Genomic DNA, 13220 nt, shown 5'->3' with positions numbered 1-13220 from the left:
ATCAGTTCAGATGGCGGCCCAGGCGGGCCTCCAGGTGTTTCAGGGTGCGCCGGACCACCTCGACGATCAGCAGGTAGAGCACCGCCGCCCACAGGTAGATCTGGAAGTCGAAGCTGCGCGAGAACGCCAGCTTGGTCACCCCCATCAGGTCGTAGATCGTCACCAGCGAGGCGATGGCGCTGGCCTTGATCATCATGATCAGCTCGTTGCCCAGCGGGCCGATGGCCACCAGCAACGACTGCGGCAGGACCACCTTGAAAAAGGTGGTGGAGCGCTTGAGGTTGAGCGCCTTGGCCGCTTCGTACTGGCCTGGCGCGACGGCCATGAGGCTGGCGCGGAAGATCTCGGCCTGGTAGGCGGCGGTGTTGAGGGTGAAGGCCAGCAGGGCGCAGTACCAGGCCTCGCGGAAGAACCACCACAGCCCCAGGTCCTGCCAGAAGCCCTTGAGCGAACCCAGCCCGTAGTACAGCAGGAACAGCTGGGCCAGCAGCGGTGAACCACGGAAGAAGTACACGTAGCCGCCCGCCAGGCGCCTCAGCACAACGCTATGCGACATCCGCGCCAGGGCCAGGAGCATGCCCAGCAGCGCGCCGAGGGTGAACGAGATCGCCACCAGCTTGGCGGTGACCAGCAGGCCATCGACGAAGCGCGCGCCGTAGCGTTCCAGCAGGTCCGGATCGAGCACGTGGGCCAGCAGTTGCTCCAGGCTCATGGGCGGGCTCCTTGCAGGTGGCGGTTGCTGCGCCGTTCCAGCAGGGCGAAGACCCTGCCCGACAGCGCCGAGAACAGCAGGTAGACCAGGCAGGCGACGCCGTAGAACAGCATCGGCTCCTTGGTCACGCTGACCGCCAGGTTGGTCTGGCGCATCAGGTCGATCAGCGAGATGGTCGACACCAGCGAGGTGTCCTTGAGCAGGCTCAGCCAGTTGTTCGACAGGCCCGGCAGAGCGATGCGCGTCAGCTGCGGCAGCAGCACCTTGAAGAACCCGGTGCGCTTGCTCAGGCCCAAGGCCGCGCACGCTTCCAGCTGACCCTTGGGCAGGGTCTTGAAGGCCATCAACCAGATCTCGCTGGAAAACGCGGCGAATACCAGGCTGAAGGCGGCCATCGCGGCCAGGAAGGTGTTGATCAGCACCTCGCCCTCATAACCCAGCGCGGCCAGCAGCTTTTGCGCGGCGATCTGGCAGCCGTAGTAGATGATCAGCAGGGTGAGCAGTTCGGGCAGGCCGCGGAACACCGTGGAAAACGTCGTGGCCCAGGCCCGCGGCAGGCGTTTGCGCGAGCGCGCGGCGAGCGCCACCAGCAGGCCCAGCGGCAGGCCGATGGGCAGGCAGGCCAGCGCCAGCGACACGGTCACCAGCGCGCCGGCCAAGAGCGCCTGGCCCCAACCGCCGCTGGCGAAGGAGAGCAGGGAGAGTTGATCGAGCATGTGTGCATCCTCGAGGTCGGCGGGGCGCATAGCGCCCCGATCGCGACACAGGGCCGCTCCCACAGGGATCGCGCGCGCCCTGTGGGAGCGGCGTTGCCGAAGTGTCGGACCGGTCGGAAAGGGCTGTGCAGCAGCCCCAGGAATTGGATCAGTTATAGATATCGAAGGCGAAATACTTGCTCGCGATCTTCTGGTAGGTGCCATTGGCCACGATCGCCGCCAGCGCCTCGTTCAGCCGCACGCGCAGGGCCTCGTCATCCTTGCGCACGGCAATCGCCGCGTCGGCCTTGGTGCCGTCGACGTCGCCGAGGATCTTGCAGCAGTCCTGGCCGTTCTTGTTCAGCCATTCGTGCAGCGGGAACTTGTCGGCGATCACCCCGTCCAGGCGCCCGGCGGCAAGGTCGGCGTTGGCTTCGTCCAGGGTCGGGTACAACTTCACGTCCGCGCCGGCCTTGCCGTACACGTCCTCGGCGTAGATCGCCTGGGTCGAGGCGGACTGGGCGCCGACCGTGTAGCCCTTGAAGTCGGTCTGCGCGTCGCTGATCTTGCTGTCCTTGGCGACGGCAACGGTCAGCGGGGTGCGGTAGTAGCGGTCGGTAAAGGCGATCTTCCGGCGGCGCTCCTCGGTGTCGATCATCGAGGCCACCACAGCGTCGTACTTGCGGGCCATCAGTGCCGGGATGATGCCTTCCCAGTCCTGGGCCACCAGGGTGCATTCGACCTTCATCTGCTCGCACAGAGCATGGGTGATATCGATGTCGAAACCGTGCAGCTTGTTGTCGGTATCGACGTAGTTGAAGGGCGGGTAGGCGCCTTCAGTGGCGAAGCGCAGGGTCTCGGCACTGGCGTGGCCCGCCAGCAGCAGGGCGCACGCACCCACGACAGCCATGGTTCTTTTCATCTCGCACCTCGGTAGTTGCACGCTTGCTATTGTTGTTTGCCCGTCGGCCACGAGGTGTAGCCGACGAATTCGTTATGTAGAGCGGCAGTTGCTTCCAAGCGTCTTTCGACATCCGGCCCGAGGACCTTGCAGACCTCGTTGACCATCAGGTGTACCCACGACAGCATCGTCGCGGTGGATTCCCAGAACAGGTTGAACTCGGTGGGGATGCGGAACACCTCGTCGGCGTTGGCATCGGCCCAGTCGCAGAAGGTGTCGGTGACCAGCGTCACCGGGATACCCAGCTCGCGCGCCTTGTGGCACAGCTGCAGGGCATGGCGTGAATAGCGGCGCGCCTCGAACACCACCAGCGCACAGTCTTGCGGGCATCCGAGCAGCACTTCGCCGAAATGCCCGGCGCTGCCATCGACCCGTTGCACGCCGTCGCGCAGGTATTGCAGCAGGTGGCTCATGCACATGGCGATGCCGCGCTCGGTCTGGAAACCGGCGATGAAAACCCGTGGCTTTTCGGCCAGGCGCCGGGCGACTTGCTGCCAGGCTTCGCCGCGACTGTATTCGTGCACGCGCACCAGCGCAGCCATTTCCAGCTCCAGGCTGCCCGAGCGTTGGTCGTCCTCGGGTTGCTGGCGGAATTCCTGCAGGCGGTCACCCACCAGCCAGGGGCCATCGCCCAGGTCGCTCTGCAGGTCCTGCTTGAGCGCCTTGAGGTGGGCATAGCCCAGGGCGCGGCAGAAACGCCCGACGCTGGACTCGCTCACCCCCAGTTTGGCGGCGATGCTGGCCGAGGTCTGGAACGGCAGTTCGTGGAGGTTGGCGAGCATGTAGCTGGCGATCTGGCGACCCGAGGCGGCAGCGGTGTGCAGGCTGCTTTCCAGGCGTTGCTTGATCGATTGGCTCATGGTCGGCGTCCGGTTGATTTCTGGCGTGGAAGCCAAAATGGCTGTTTTCTGTCATCAAGTCAATATTTGACAGATAGCTGTCATTGGCGGGAAAGTCTGTCTGTTGCGCTGTAGCGATTCCAATTCCAAGAAAGGAGCTCCAGATGTCCTCACCTTCCACCCGCGCTGTGGTGCGCGTGCCATTCGCCGAACTGCAGGCACTGTTGCAGGCGATTTTCCAGGGGCATGGCTGCAGCGCGGACGTGGCCGCCGTGCTCGCCCACAACTGCGCCAGCGCCCAGCGCGACGGCGCTCACAGCCATGGCGTGTTCCGTATTCCCGGTTATGTCTCGACCCTGGCCAGCGGCTGGGTCGATGGTCGCGCCGTGCCGCAGGTGACCGATCTGGCGCCGGCCTATGTGCGGGTCGATGCCAAAGGCGGCTTTGCCCAGCCGGCCTTGGCCGCGGCGCGCCCGCTGCTGGTGGACAAGGCGCGCACGGCGGGCATCGCGGTGCTGGCGATTCACAACTCGCACCATTTCGCCGCGCTTTGGCCGGATGTCGAGCCGTTCGCCGACCAAGGCCTGGTGGCCCTGAGCGTGGTCAACAGCATGACCTGCGTGGTGCCCCATGGCGCGCGCAAGCCGCTGTTCGGCACCAACCCCATCGCCTTCGCCGCGCCGTGCGAGGGGCACGATCCGATCGTCTTCGACATGGCCACCAGCGCCATGGCCCATGGCGACGTGCAGATCGCGGCACGGGCGGGCGAGCAACTGCCGCCGGGCATGGGCGTGGATGCCGCGGGCCAGCCGACCACCGACCCTGGGGCGATTCTCGAGGGTGGCGCGCTGCTGCCGTTCGGCGGGCACAAGGGCTCGGCGTTGTCGATGATGGTCGAGTTGCTGGCGGCGGCGTTGACCGGTGGCAACTTCTCCTGGGAATTCGATTGGTCCGGACATCCGGGGGCCAAGACCCCCTGGACCGGGCAACTGATCATCGTGATCGATCCGCGCAAGGCCGAGGGTGAACGATTTGCCCGACGCAGCCGCGCGTTGGTGGAGCAGATGCGGGAAGTGGGGCTGACGCGGATGCCGGGGGAGCGGCGCTACCGTGAGCGCGAGGTGGCCGAGCGGGAAGGGGTGGCGCTGACCGGGGAGCAATGGCAGGCGCTGCGGGAACTGGCTGGCTGAGCCGCGCGAATGCCTGCGAGGCGGCGCCAGGCCTGTGCGCCGCCTCGCAGATGAATGCATCCGGGCCGGCGCCGGATATCAAACGGCGTCCTGCACCATCTCCAGAAACGTGGCCACCACCCGCCGCGTTCGCTGCTCGCTCAGGCAGACGAGGGTTTCGGTCAGGTGCCGCTGGCAATCGACAATCGGTAACGCACAAACCCTTGCATCGGCGCCGAACTCCGCCGCTGAAACCACGCCCACGCCAATGCCGACCACGACCGCCTCGCGCGCGGCCTCACGGCCTTCCACCTGGATCGCCGGGCGAATCCGCAAGCCGGCCCGCTGCATCTCTTCTTCCAGTGTCTGTCGCGTCACCGAGCCCGGCTCGCGCAGCACCAGCGGCGCGTCGTCCAGGTCTGCCAGGCTGATCTCGCCCCGACTGGCCCAGGGGTGGTGATGGGAAACGAAGGCGACCATCGGGTCGCGGCGCAGCGGCACGCAGTACAACCGTTCGTCATCGACATCACGACCGAGCAGGGCCAGGTCGGCCTGGTAGCTGAACAGCCGCGCCAGCGACTCATCGGTGTTGCCGGTCTCGATCTTCACCTGGATGCCCGGATAGCGCTGGCAGAAGCGCGCGATCTGCGGCAGCACATGCACCGGGGCGTCCACCGCCAGCACCAGGCTGCCAGTGTGCAATGCCCGGGAGTCCTGCAGCAGCTCCACGGCCTCGGCTTCGCAGGCGAACAGACGCTGGGTGATACCCAGCAGGCGCTCGCCCAGGTCGGTCAACTGCACCGAGCGCTTGTTGCGCTGGAACAGCAGCACGCCGAAGCGCTCCTCGAGCTTGCGCACCTGGTCGGAAACCGCCGGCTGGGTGAGGAACAGCTTTTGCGCCGCGCGGGTGAAGCCACCTTGTTCGGCGACGGCGTGGAAGGCCTTGAGTTGAGCGTGCGAGACCGACATGGGCACTCCTGTTAAAAGCTGGGCTTATGTGTGAAATACGATAAATCGATTTTATTTATCAGTCAGCAGCTGTTTCCATGTGTTTCAACCGACGGCGCCGCCACAAGCAGCCGCCAGTCGGTCATGGTCGCGCCCGGTCACGCCAGACCCGGGCCGCCATCTGACCAGTCGACGTCCCTCCGTCATGCAGTGCGCAACACAACAACAAGACAGGCGTTTCTTCACATTCTGCCGGCACACTCAAGCAAGAGGTCAGAGTCACATGAACCAATCCCTGGGCGCCATCAAGCGGTGGCGCATGCAGATCTTCGCGATCACCTGGCTGGCCTACGCCGCCTTCTACTTCACCCGCAAAGCCTTCTCGGTGGCCAAGCTTGGCATTGGCGAAGACCCGACGTTCATGCTCGACAAGGCCGCCATGGCCAACCTCGACGCCATCTACCTGGCCGCCTACGCCGTGGGTCAGTTCACCTGGGGCATGCTCGCCGATCGGTTCGGGCCGCGCGTGGTGGTGCTGGGCGGGCTGCTGATCTCGGCGGTGGCGGCGGTGGTGATGGGCAGCTATGCGACCTTCCCGATCTTCGCCACCTGCATGCTGATCCAGGGCCTGGCGCAGTCCACCGGCTGGGCGGGACTGTGCAAGAACATCGGCAGTTTCTTCCCGGCCTCGCAGCGCGGCCGGGTGCTGGGGCTGTGGAGCTCCTGTTATGCCTTCGGCGGTCTGGTGGCCTCGCCGTTCGCCGGCTGGTGGGCCTATACCCTGGTCGGCAGCTGGCATGCGGCGTTCTTCTCCAGCGCCGCGGTGGTGGCCGTCGTGGCGTTGCTGTTCTTCATCTTCCAGCGCAACAAGCCCGAAGATGTCGGCCTGCCGGCGGTGGAGCCCGAGCCACAGAGCATGGCGCCGGGCGCGAACCTGTGCAGTGTCTGGGCGCCGCTGCGCGAGATCCTGCGCAACCGCACGGTGCTGACCCTGGGCCTTGCCTATTTCATGCTCAAGCCTGCGCGCTACGCCATCCTGCTCTGGGGGCCGGTGATCGTCTTCGAACAGATGCCCTCGGTGGGCAAGGTCGGCGCGGCGATCATCCCCACCGCCTTCGAACTGGCCGGCCTGCTTGGCCCGATCATCATCGGCCTGGCCTCGGACAAGCTGTTCGGCGCGCGGCGCATGCCGGCCTGCGTGATCAGTCTGCTGCTGCTGACCATGACCCTGGCGGGCTTCATGGCGGCGATGCACAGCGGCAGTGTGCTGCTGGTGGTGGCCCTGCTGTTCGTGATGGGCCTGACCCTCTACGGCCCGGACTCGATGATCAGTGGCGCGGCAGCCATCGATTTCGGCACCGCCAAGGCCGGCGCCACCGCGGCAGGCTTCGTCAACGGCTGCGGCTCGGTGGGCGCGGTGCTCGGCGGGCTGCTGCCAGGTTACTTCGACAGCGTCACGGTGTTCATCATCTTCGCCGGCACCGCGCTGTTCTCCGCCCTGGTGCTGCTGCCGCATTGGAACAGCCGCCCGGTGAGTGACGAACAGGCCGTTGACGTGGCACCCAACACCAGCATGGCAATCAAGCCAATGCGTACTTGAAGGAAAGCGAGCAGATGAGACCCTTCTGGCTGCAACAGGCCCTCGAGCAGGAAGATGAAGCGTTGTGTCCACCGCTGGTTGGCGATGCCCGTTGCGACGTGTGCATCGTCGGCGGGGGCTACACCGGGCTGTGGACCGCCCTGATGCTCAAGGAGCAGGCGCCCCAGCTGGATGTACTGCTGATCGAGGCGGACATCTGCGGGGCCGGGGCCAGCGGGCGCAACGGTGGCTGCGCGCTGTCGTGGTCGGCCAAGTACTTCACCCTGGAGCGGCTGTTCGGGGTGGCCGAGGCGGTGCGCCTGGTGCAGGAGTCCGAGCGCAGCATCGCGGCCATCGGCCAGTTCTGCGAGGCCAACGGCATCCGATGCGACTACCGCATGGACGGCACCTTGTACACCGCCACCAACCGGGCCCAGCTCGGCGGCACCGATGCGGTGATCGCCGCGCTGGAACACAAGGGCATCAACTCGTTCCAACGCTTGCCGCTGGAGCAGCTGCAGCGCCTGGCCGGCTCCGAGCGCCATCTGGAGGGCTGGTACTCACCGGCCGCCGCCACGGTTCAGCCAGGGCGGCTGGTGCGAGGCTTGCGCCGGGTCGCCCTGCAGCGCGGCGTGCGCATCCACGAAGGCACGGCGATGACCGGACTGGAGCATGGCAGCCCGGTGCAGGTACGCACCCGCGCCGGCAGCATTCGCGCCGACCGCGTGGTGCTGGGCCTGAACGCCTGGATGGCCAGGGCCTTCCCGCAGTTCGAGCGCAGCGTGGCGATCGTCTCCAGCGACATGGTGATCACCGAGCCGTGCCCGCAACTGCTGCGCCAGATCGGCCTGGACAGCGGCGTCAGCGTGCTCGACTCGCGGATCTTCGTGCATTACTACCACAACACCTCCGATGGCCGGCTGATGCTGGGCAAGGGCGGCAACACCTTCGCCTATGGCGGGCGCATGCTGCCGGTGTTCGACCAGCCGTCGCCGTACCAGCCGTTGTTGCGCGACAGCCTGGCCGAGTTCTTCCCGGCGCTGGCCGAGGTACCGCTGGCGGCGAGCTGGAACGGGCCTTCCGATCGCTCGGTGACCGGCCTGCCGTTCTTTGGCCGACTGGATGGACAGGGCAATGTGTTTTACGGCTTCGGCTATTCCGGCAGCGGGGTGGGGCCGTGCCATATGGGCGGGCAGATCCTGGCGTCGCTGGCGCTGGGGCTGGACAACCCCTGGACCCGCTCGCCGTTGGTCAAGGGGCCGCTGGGGCAGTTCCCGCCGGAGCCGATCCGCTACCTGGGTTCGCTGATGGTGCGCAACGCCATCCGCCGCAAGGAGCGGGCCGAGGACCGCGGGGTGCGGCCGCGGCGGCTGGACGTGCGGCTGGCGAAGTTCGCGGCGGCGGCGGGCAAGGCGGACAAGGGCTGAGAGCGCCCCGGCCGACGCCGTCGGTCACGCCGATACCTGGCTGCCTGCGACGAGCGCCTGTAGCCGCGCGTCGAGTGCCTGCTCGTCACGGCACAGCTGTACGCCAGCCGCCTCCAATGCCGAACAGGCCGCCTGGGCGCCTTCGGCGCTCAGCGCGCGGCAGGCCGGCAGGTACAGCAGCACGTCGAACCCGGCGCGGCGCAGTTGCAGGGCGGTGGTGCGCACGCAATAGTCGAGTGCCAGGCCACCGACGATGATCGCCTGGACCTGATGCACCTTCAGGTACTCGATGACGCCGGTGGAGCGGCGCTCGGCCAGGTCGTGGTAGCAGGCACCATACGGGTGCAGGTCGGGCTCCACGCCTTTCCAGACGAAGTAGTCGTAGTCGATCGGGGCGGGCAGCCCGGGCAGCAGCTCGAAGCCGGGCGTCCCCGGCACGCAATGGCTGACCCAGGTCAGGTCGGCATTGGCCAGTGGCAAGGGCTGGAGCATCTGCTGCGTTTCGGCGACGCTCCAGGCCGCGTTGGCCGGGTGGGCATCCTTGCTGCCCAGGCGCAGCGAGGCGCGCCGGGCCATGGCGTTCAGGGCTGGCACGATCTCGTTGCCACCCGGCACGGGCAGCTCTCGAGGCGCGTTGGCGGTGAAACCGTTCTGCGCATCGACGTCGAAACTGGCGATGTTCATTGGCGGGAATCCTCGGCTGCAATGTCTGTATGTTTCATGTGTTGAACGACTATCCTTGCCCCATGACCAGCCAACCCCCTCTACGCCACCCATGCCCCCCGGGCGCCTGCGATTGCGGCCGTGAACGCCTGGCCGACGGGCTGGAGCGGCGCATTCTGCTGCTGACGCGCGAAGAAGAAAAGCGTCTGGTCGCCCGCCTGGAAAACCTTCGCGACCTGGAAGACCTCCAGCGCCTGCAACTGCGCCTTTACGAGCAGCTGGGCATCCGTGTGCGCATCAGCCCAGGCTTCAACGAAGTACGCACCATGCGCGGCATCGTCATCGAGCTGGACGCCCAGCCCGGCCTGTGCCGCAAGACCCGCCAGGCGATCCCGGCCGCGATTCGCCGTGGCCTGGAGCGCAACCCGCAGGTGGCCTTCCGCCTGCTCGATGCCCACGACCTGCTGCGCGACGCCTGAACATCAGCGCATCGCCGCCAGCTTGATGCCGAATCCTACCAGGCAGGCCCCAGCCAGGCGCTCGAGCAGGTTGGCGATGCGCGGGCTGGCGCGCATGCGCTCGGCCAGGCGGTGGGTGAGCAGCACGGCGATCAGCCCGTAGAGCAGGGTCAGCCCGGCCACGGTCAGCGCCATGAAGGCGAAGGTCACCACGCCCTGGTGACGCACCGGGTCGATGAACAGGGGGAAGAACGCCATGTAGAACATGATCGCCTTGGGGTTGAGCAGGGTGATCATCATGGTCTGGCGCAGGTAGTGCCCGCTGGCCATACGGCTGTCTCGCGGCGCGCCTCCGGGTTTGCTGAGCACCATGCGCAGGCCGAGCCAGGCCAGGTAGGCGGCGCCGGCCCACTGCACCACATGGAAGGCGGTCGGGTAGGTGGCCAGCAGCGTGGCGACACCCGCCACGGCCAGCCACATCAGTACCTGGTCACCGAGAATCACCCCGAAGGTCGCCGCCAGGCCGCCCTTGATTCCGCCTTTGCCGGTGGCGGTGATCAGGGCGAAGTTGCCGGGGCCGGGAATCGCCAGGAGGATGAGGAACGCGATCACGAATGCGCCGTAGTCGGTCACGCCGAGCATGGGAAATCTCCTGGAAGGGGCGAAACAGGATATATGCCACCATCCCGGTCGCTTGCAAAGTGCGATGGGCCACTAATTTTCCGCCGTCATCCTTCGTTCTCTTGGAAGCCGCCCTGCGCCTGGCGCGTTCGGCCTTCATCATTCAAGGAGACAGGCAATGACTTCCGTTTTCGACCGCGACGACATCCAGTTCCAGGTAGTGGTCAACCACGAAGAACAGTATTCCATCTGGCCTGATTACAAGGCGATCCCCAACGGCTGGCGCGCCGTCGGCAAGAGCGGCCTGAAAAAGGACTGCCTGGCCTACATCGACGAGGTGTGGACCGACATGCGCCCGCTGAGCCTGCGCCAGAAGATGGCCGAAACCGTGGCGCAGTGAGGCCGGGGCAGTGTCGACACTGAACCTGCTGTGCCTGCCGTATTCCGGGGCCAGTGCCATGGTCTACAGCCGCTGGCGACGCAAGCTGCCGGCCTGGCTGCAGGTACGGCCGGTGGAGCTGCCCGGGCGCGGCGCGCGATTGGGCGAGCCGCTGCAGACCGACATGCAGGCGCTGGCCCGGCAATTGGCCGCCGAGCAGCGCCTGGCCACCTCGACGCCGTATGCATTGCTGGGCCACAGCCTCGGGGCCTTGCTCGCCTTCGAGCTGGCCCATGAACTGCAGGCGCTCGGTTGCCCGCCGCCGGTGGCGCTGTTCGCCAGCGGTACCGCCGCGCCGACCCGGCGCGAGGACTACGAGCGTGGCAACTGGCGTGACCCCAAGAGCGATGTCGAGCTGATCGACGAACTGCGTACGCTGCAAGGCACTCCCGAGGAAGTGCTCGCCAACGAAGAATTGATGAGCCTGACCTTGCCGGTGCTGCGTGCCGACTTTCTCCTTTGCGGGCGCTACGCCTATCGGCAGCGCGCACCGCTGCGCTGTCCGCTGCATGTGCTCGGTGGCGAAAGCGATCGTGCCACGCAGGAGCAACTGCAGGCCTGGCGCCGAGAGACGCTGGGCGATTTCTCCCTGCAACTGTTCCCCGGTGGCCACTTCTTCATCCATGAGCATGAGGACCGGTTGCTCGGGGTGCTCGGTGCGTCCCTCGAGCCGCATCGGCTGTCCGCCTGATTGACGTCATCCCTTGCCTGGGGGAGGCTAGGCCTTTTTCCAGGCAAGAGGCTGACAATGCTGATCGATCCCCGCCAGGCCACGTTGCTGGTCGTCGATATCCAGGAAAAGCTCATCGGCGCCATGAGCGACCCCGAAGGCACCCGCGCCCGCGCGCGCTGGTTGCTGGCCGCCACCAGCGAGCTGGGCTTGCCCACGGTCATCTCCGAGCAGTATCCCAAGGGCCTTGGCCACACGCTGGCCGAACTCAAGGCCGCGTCGCCGTCGGCTGAAATCGTCGAAAAGCTGCATTTCTCCTGCGTGGCCGCCGAGTGCCTGCCAGCCAGCTTGCTGGGGCGCCGGCAAGTGATCGTCTGTGGCATGGAGACCCACGTCTGCGTGTTGCAGACCGTGCTTGGGCTGCTGGCCCAGGGCAAGCAGGTATTGGTCGTCGAGGATGCCTGTGACAGCCGCACTCCGGCCAGCAAGGCGGCGGGCCTGGCGCGCATGCGTGATGCCGGCGCGCAGGTGGTGACCCGCGAAATGGTGCTGTTCGAGTTGCTGGGCAGCTCCAGCCACCCGCTGTTCCGCCAGATCAGCAAGACCTACCTGGTCGGTGAACAGCCCTGAACGGGCGGCTGCTGGCGGTCGGGCTGCTGTGCCTGGCCGTGCTGCAGGGCTGCGCCGGGCGTCGCGACGAGGTGCCGGAGGCTGATCCGGCCAAGGTCCGCGCCCAGCTCATGCGTCTGCTGCCAGCCCAGGTCAAGGATCGCCAGGGCTGGGCCACGGACATTCAGGTGGCGTTCCAGACGCAGCGCATCGAAGCGAGCAAGAGCAACCTGTGCGCGGTGCTGGCGGTGACCGAGCAGGAGTCGACCTTCAATGCCGATCCGCAGGTGCCCAACCTGGGGCGTATCGCCCGGGGCGAGATCGACCGCCGGGCCTCGCGCCTGCATATCCCGCAACTGCTGGTCGATGGCGCCTTGCGCACGCCCTCCGGCAACGGCCAGACCTACCAGCAACGGCTGCTGGCGGTGCGCAGCGAGAAGCAGCTCAGTGCCCTGTACGACGATTTCATCGCTGGCCTGCCCATGGGGCGCACGCTGCTCGGGGGCCTGAACCCGGTACATACCGGCGGGCCGATGCAGGTCAGTGTCGATTTCGCCGAGCGGCATGCCACTGACTATCCCTACGCACATCAGGGCACGGTTCGCCAGGAGGTCTTCAGCCGCCGTGGCGGGATGTACTTCGGCATCGCCCACCTGCTGGGTTATCCGACGCATTATCAGCGGCCGCTGTACCGCTTCGCCGATTTCAACGCCGGCTGGTACGCCAGCCGCAATGCCGCGTTCCAGGCTGCGCTCAGTCGTGTGACGGGAGCGCCGCTGGCGCTGGACGGCGACCTGATCGCCCCGGGTGCGATCCTGCCGGGGACCACCGAGCGGGCGGCGCGCCAGCTGGGGCGTCAGCTTGGGCTGCGCAATTCGCAGATCCGTGCGCAGCTGGAGCAGGAGAATAGCCTGACACTCGAAGAGACCGAGCTGTATCGCGGCGTGTTCGCCCTGGCCGAAGCCAAGGCGGGCAAGGTGTTGCCACGGGCGGTGCTGCCGGGCATCGAACTGAAGAGCCCGAAGATCACCCGCAAGCTGACCACGGCCTGGTTCGCCGGGCGGGTGGATGAACGCTACCAGCGCTGCATGCGGCGTTGAGCGCTGGCGCGGCTACCTGGCCTGGCTGCGCAGCCGCGCCCAGACCAGGGCCGGCAGGGCCATCAGCAGCCATTTCAGGTAGCGGTTGACCTCGTACTGGTCGCAGGCGATGCCGATGAGCATGGCGGCCACGACCACCACGAAGAACTGAATCACTTTATGCATCAACAGGTTTCCATCGTTACGTTGTTTCGGCCAGGGCGCGCACTCTACAGCGCTGCAACGTGGTTGGCAGCCACCGCAGGCCAATGAGCCACACGGCGTAACACTTTTTTACCCTCGTGCTGACCCCGCCTGGCTATCGTCCTCATCCTCACGGGCTGAAGGAAG

The 13220-nt window shown here is 66.6% G+C and carries 16 protein-coding genes; 8 read left to right on the top strand and 8 right to left on the bottom strand.

Annotation, left to right across the window (positions count from 1 at the left end):
- Position 1: 1 nt before the first annotated feature.
- From N7422_RS03335 to N7422_RS03320, 4 genes are all read right to left on the bottom strand, one after another.
- Positions 2–712 (bottom strand): ABC transporter permease subunit, encoded by a 711-nt coding sequence (locus tag N7422_RS03335; protein WP_279805181.1) that lies wholly within the window; start codon positions 710–712, stop codon positions 2–4.
- The gene (locus N7422_RS03330) at positions 709–1428 is read right to left on the bottom strand and encodes an ABC transporter permease subunit (protein WP_279805180.1); all 720 of its coding nucleotides are present in this window, start codon (positions 1426–1428) and stop codon (positions 709–711) included. The genes N7422_RS03335 and N7422_RS03330 overlap by 4 nt, the downstream gene beginning before the upstream one ends.
- A 148-nt stretch (positions 1429–1576) precedes the next feature.
- Positions 1577–2329: a transporter substrate-binding domain-containing protein gene (locus tag N7422_RS03325; protein WP_279805179.1), complete on the bottom strand. Its 753-nt coding sequence runs from the start codon at positions 2327–2329 to the stop codon at positions 1577–1579.
- 26 nt (positions 2330–2355) lie between these two features.
- A complete protein-coding gene (locus N7422_RS03320; RefSeq protein WP_279805178.1) occupies positions 2356–3228 on the bottom strand; it encodes a MurR/RpiR family transcriptional regulator in 873 nt (290 codons plus the stop codon).
- A 143-nt stretch (positions 3229–3371) separates the two neighbouring features.
- Between N7422_RS03320 and N7422_RS03315 the strand changes: the two genes are divergently transcribed.
- Positions 3372–4397: an Ldh family oxidoreductase gene (locus N7422_RS03315; protein WP_279805177.1), complete on the top strand. Its 1026-nt coding sequence runs from the start codon at positions 3372–3374 to the stop codon at positions 4395–4397.
- 78 nt (positions 4398–4475) lie between these two features.
- Here the strand turns inward: N7422_RS03315 and N7422_RS03310 are convergent, their stop codons facing one another.
- The gene (locus N7422_RS03310) at positions 4476–5345 is read right to left on the bottom strand and encodes a LysR substrate-binding domain-containing protein (protein WP_279805176.1); all 870 of its coding nucleotides are present in this window, start codon (positions 5343–5345) and stop codon (positions 4476–4478) included.
- A gap of 262 nt (positions 5346–5607) precedes the next feature.
- Here N7422_RS03310 and N7422_RS03305 point away from each other — a divergent pair, with 262 nt between their 5' ends.
- Positions 5608–6924 (top strand): MFS transporter, encoded by a 1317-nt coding sequence (locus N7422_RS03305; protein WP_279805175.1) that lies wholly within the window; start codon positions 5608–5610, stop codon positions 6922–6924.
- A gap of 14 nt (positions 6925–6938) precedes the next feature.
- On the top strand, positions 6939–8330 hold the full coding sequence (locus tag N7422_RS03300; protein WP_279805173.1) for an FAD-dependent oxidoreductase: 1392 nt from the start codon (positions 6939–6941) through the stop codon (positions 8328–8330).
- Positions 8331–8354: 24 nt separating this feature from the next.
- Here N7422_RS03300 and N7422_RS03295 read toward each other — a convergent pair whose 3' ends face one another.
- On the bottom strand, positions 8355–9014 hold the full coding sequence (locus tag N7422_RS03295) for a nicotinamidase (protein WP_279805172.1): 660 nt from the start codon (positions 9012–9014) through the stop codon (positions 8355–8357).
- Between the two features lie 62 nt (positions 9015–9076).
- Between N7422_RS03295 and N7422_RS03290 the strand changes: the two genes are divergently transcribed.
- Positions 9077–9472: a hypothetical protein gene (locus N7422_RS03290; protein WP_279805171.1), complete on the top strand. Its 396-nt coding sequence runs from the start codon at positions 9077–9079 to the stop codon at positions 9470–9472.
- Between the two features lie 3 nt (positions 9473–9475).
- Here N7422_RS03290 and N7422_RS03285 read toward each other — a convergent pair whose 3' ends face one another.
- A complete protein-coding gene (locus N7422_RS03285; protein ID WP_279805170.1) occupies positions 9476–10093 on the bottom strand; it encodes a LysE family transporter in 618 nt (205 codons plus the stop codon).
- Positions 10094–10250: 157 nt separating this feature from the next.
- Between N7422_RS03285 and N7422_RS03280 the strand changes: the two genes are divergently transcribed.
- From N7422_RS03280 to N7422_RS03265, 4 genes are read left to right on the top strand one after another with little or no spacing between them, the layout of a single operon-like run.
- A complete protein-coding gene (locus N7422_RS03280) occupies positions 10251–10472 on the top strand; it encodes an MbtH family protein (RefSeq protein ID WP_279805169.1) in 222 nt (73 codons plus the stop codon).
- 10 nt (positions 10473–10482) lie between these two features.
- Positions 10483–11202, top strand: coding sequence for an alpha/beta fold hydrolase (locus tag N7422_RS03275; protein WP_279805168.1), 720 nt, complete (start codon positions 10483–10485; stop codon positions 11200–11202).
- Between the two features lie 57 nt (positions 11203–11259).
- Positions 11260–11811, top strand: a complete 552-nt coding sequence (locus N7422_RS03270) for a hydrolase (RefSeq protein ID WP_279805167.1) — start codon at positions 11260–11262, stop codon at positions 11809–11811.
- 32 nt (positions 11812–11843) lie between these two features.
- Complete coding sequence (locus tag N7422_RS03265) at positions 11844–12890, top strand: DUF1615 domain-containing protein (protein WP_347815259.1); 1047 nt, start codon at positions 11844–11846, stop codon at positions 12888–12890.
- A 12-nt stretch (positions 12891–12902) separates the two neighbouring features.
- Here N7422_RS03265 and N7422_RS03260 read toward each other — a convergent pair whose 3' ends face one another.
- On the bottom strand, positions 12903–13055 hold the full coding sequence (locus N7422_RS03260) for a hypothetical protein (protein WP_279805166.1): 153 nt from the start codon (positions 13053–13055) through the stop codon (positions 12903–12905).
- Positions 13056–13220 lie beyond the last annotated feature (165 nt).

Origin of the sequence: Pseudomonas sp. GD04091, assembly GCF_029836165.1 — a bacterium.
Classification (GTDB): Bacteria; Pseudomonadota; Gammaproteobacteria; order Pseudomonadales; family Pseudomonadaceae; genus Aquipseudomonas.
The sequence above is the reverse complement of the archived record's forward strand: the minus strand, read 5'-3'. Positions and strand labels throughout refer to the sequence as shown.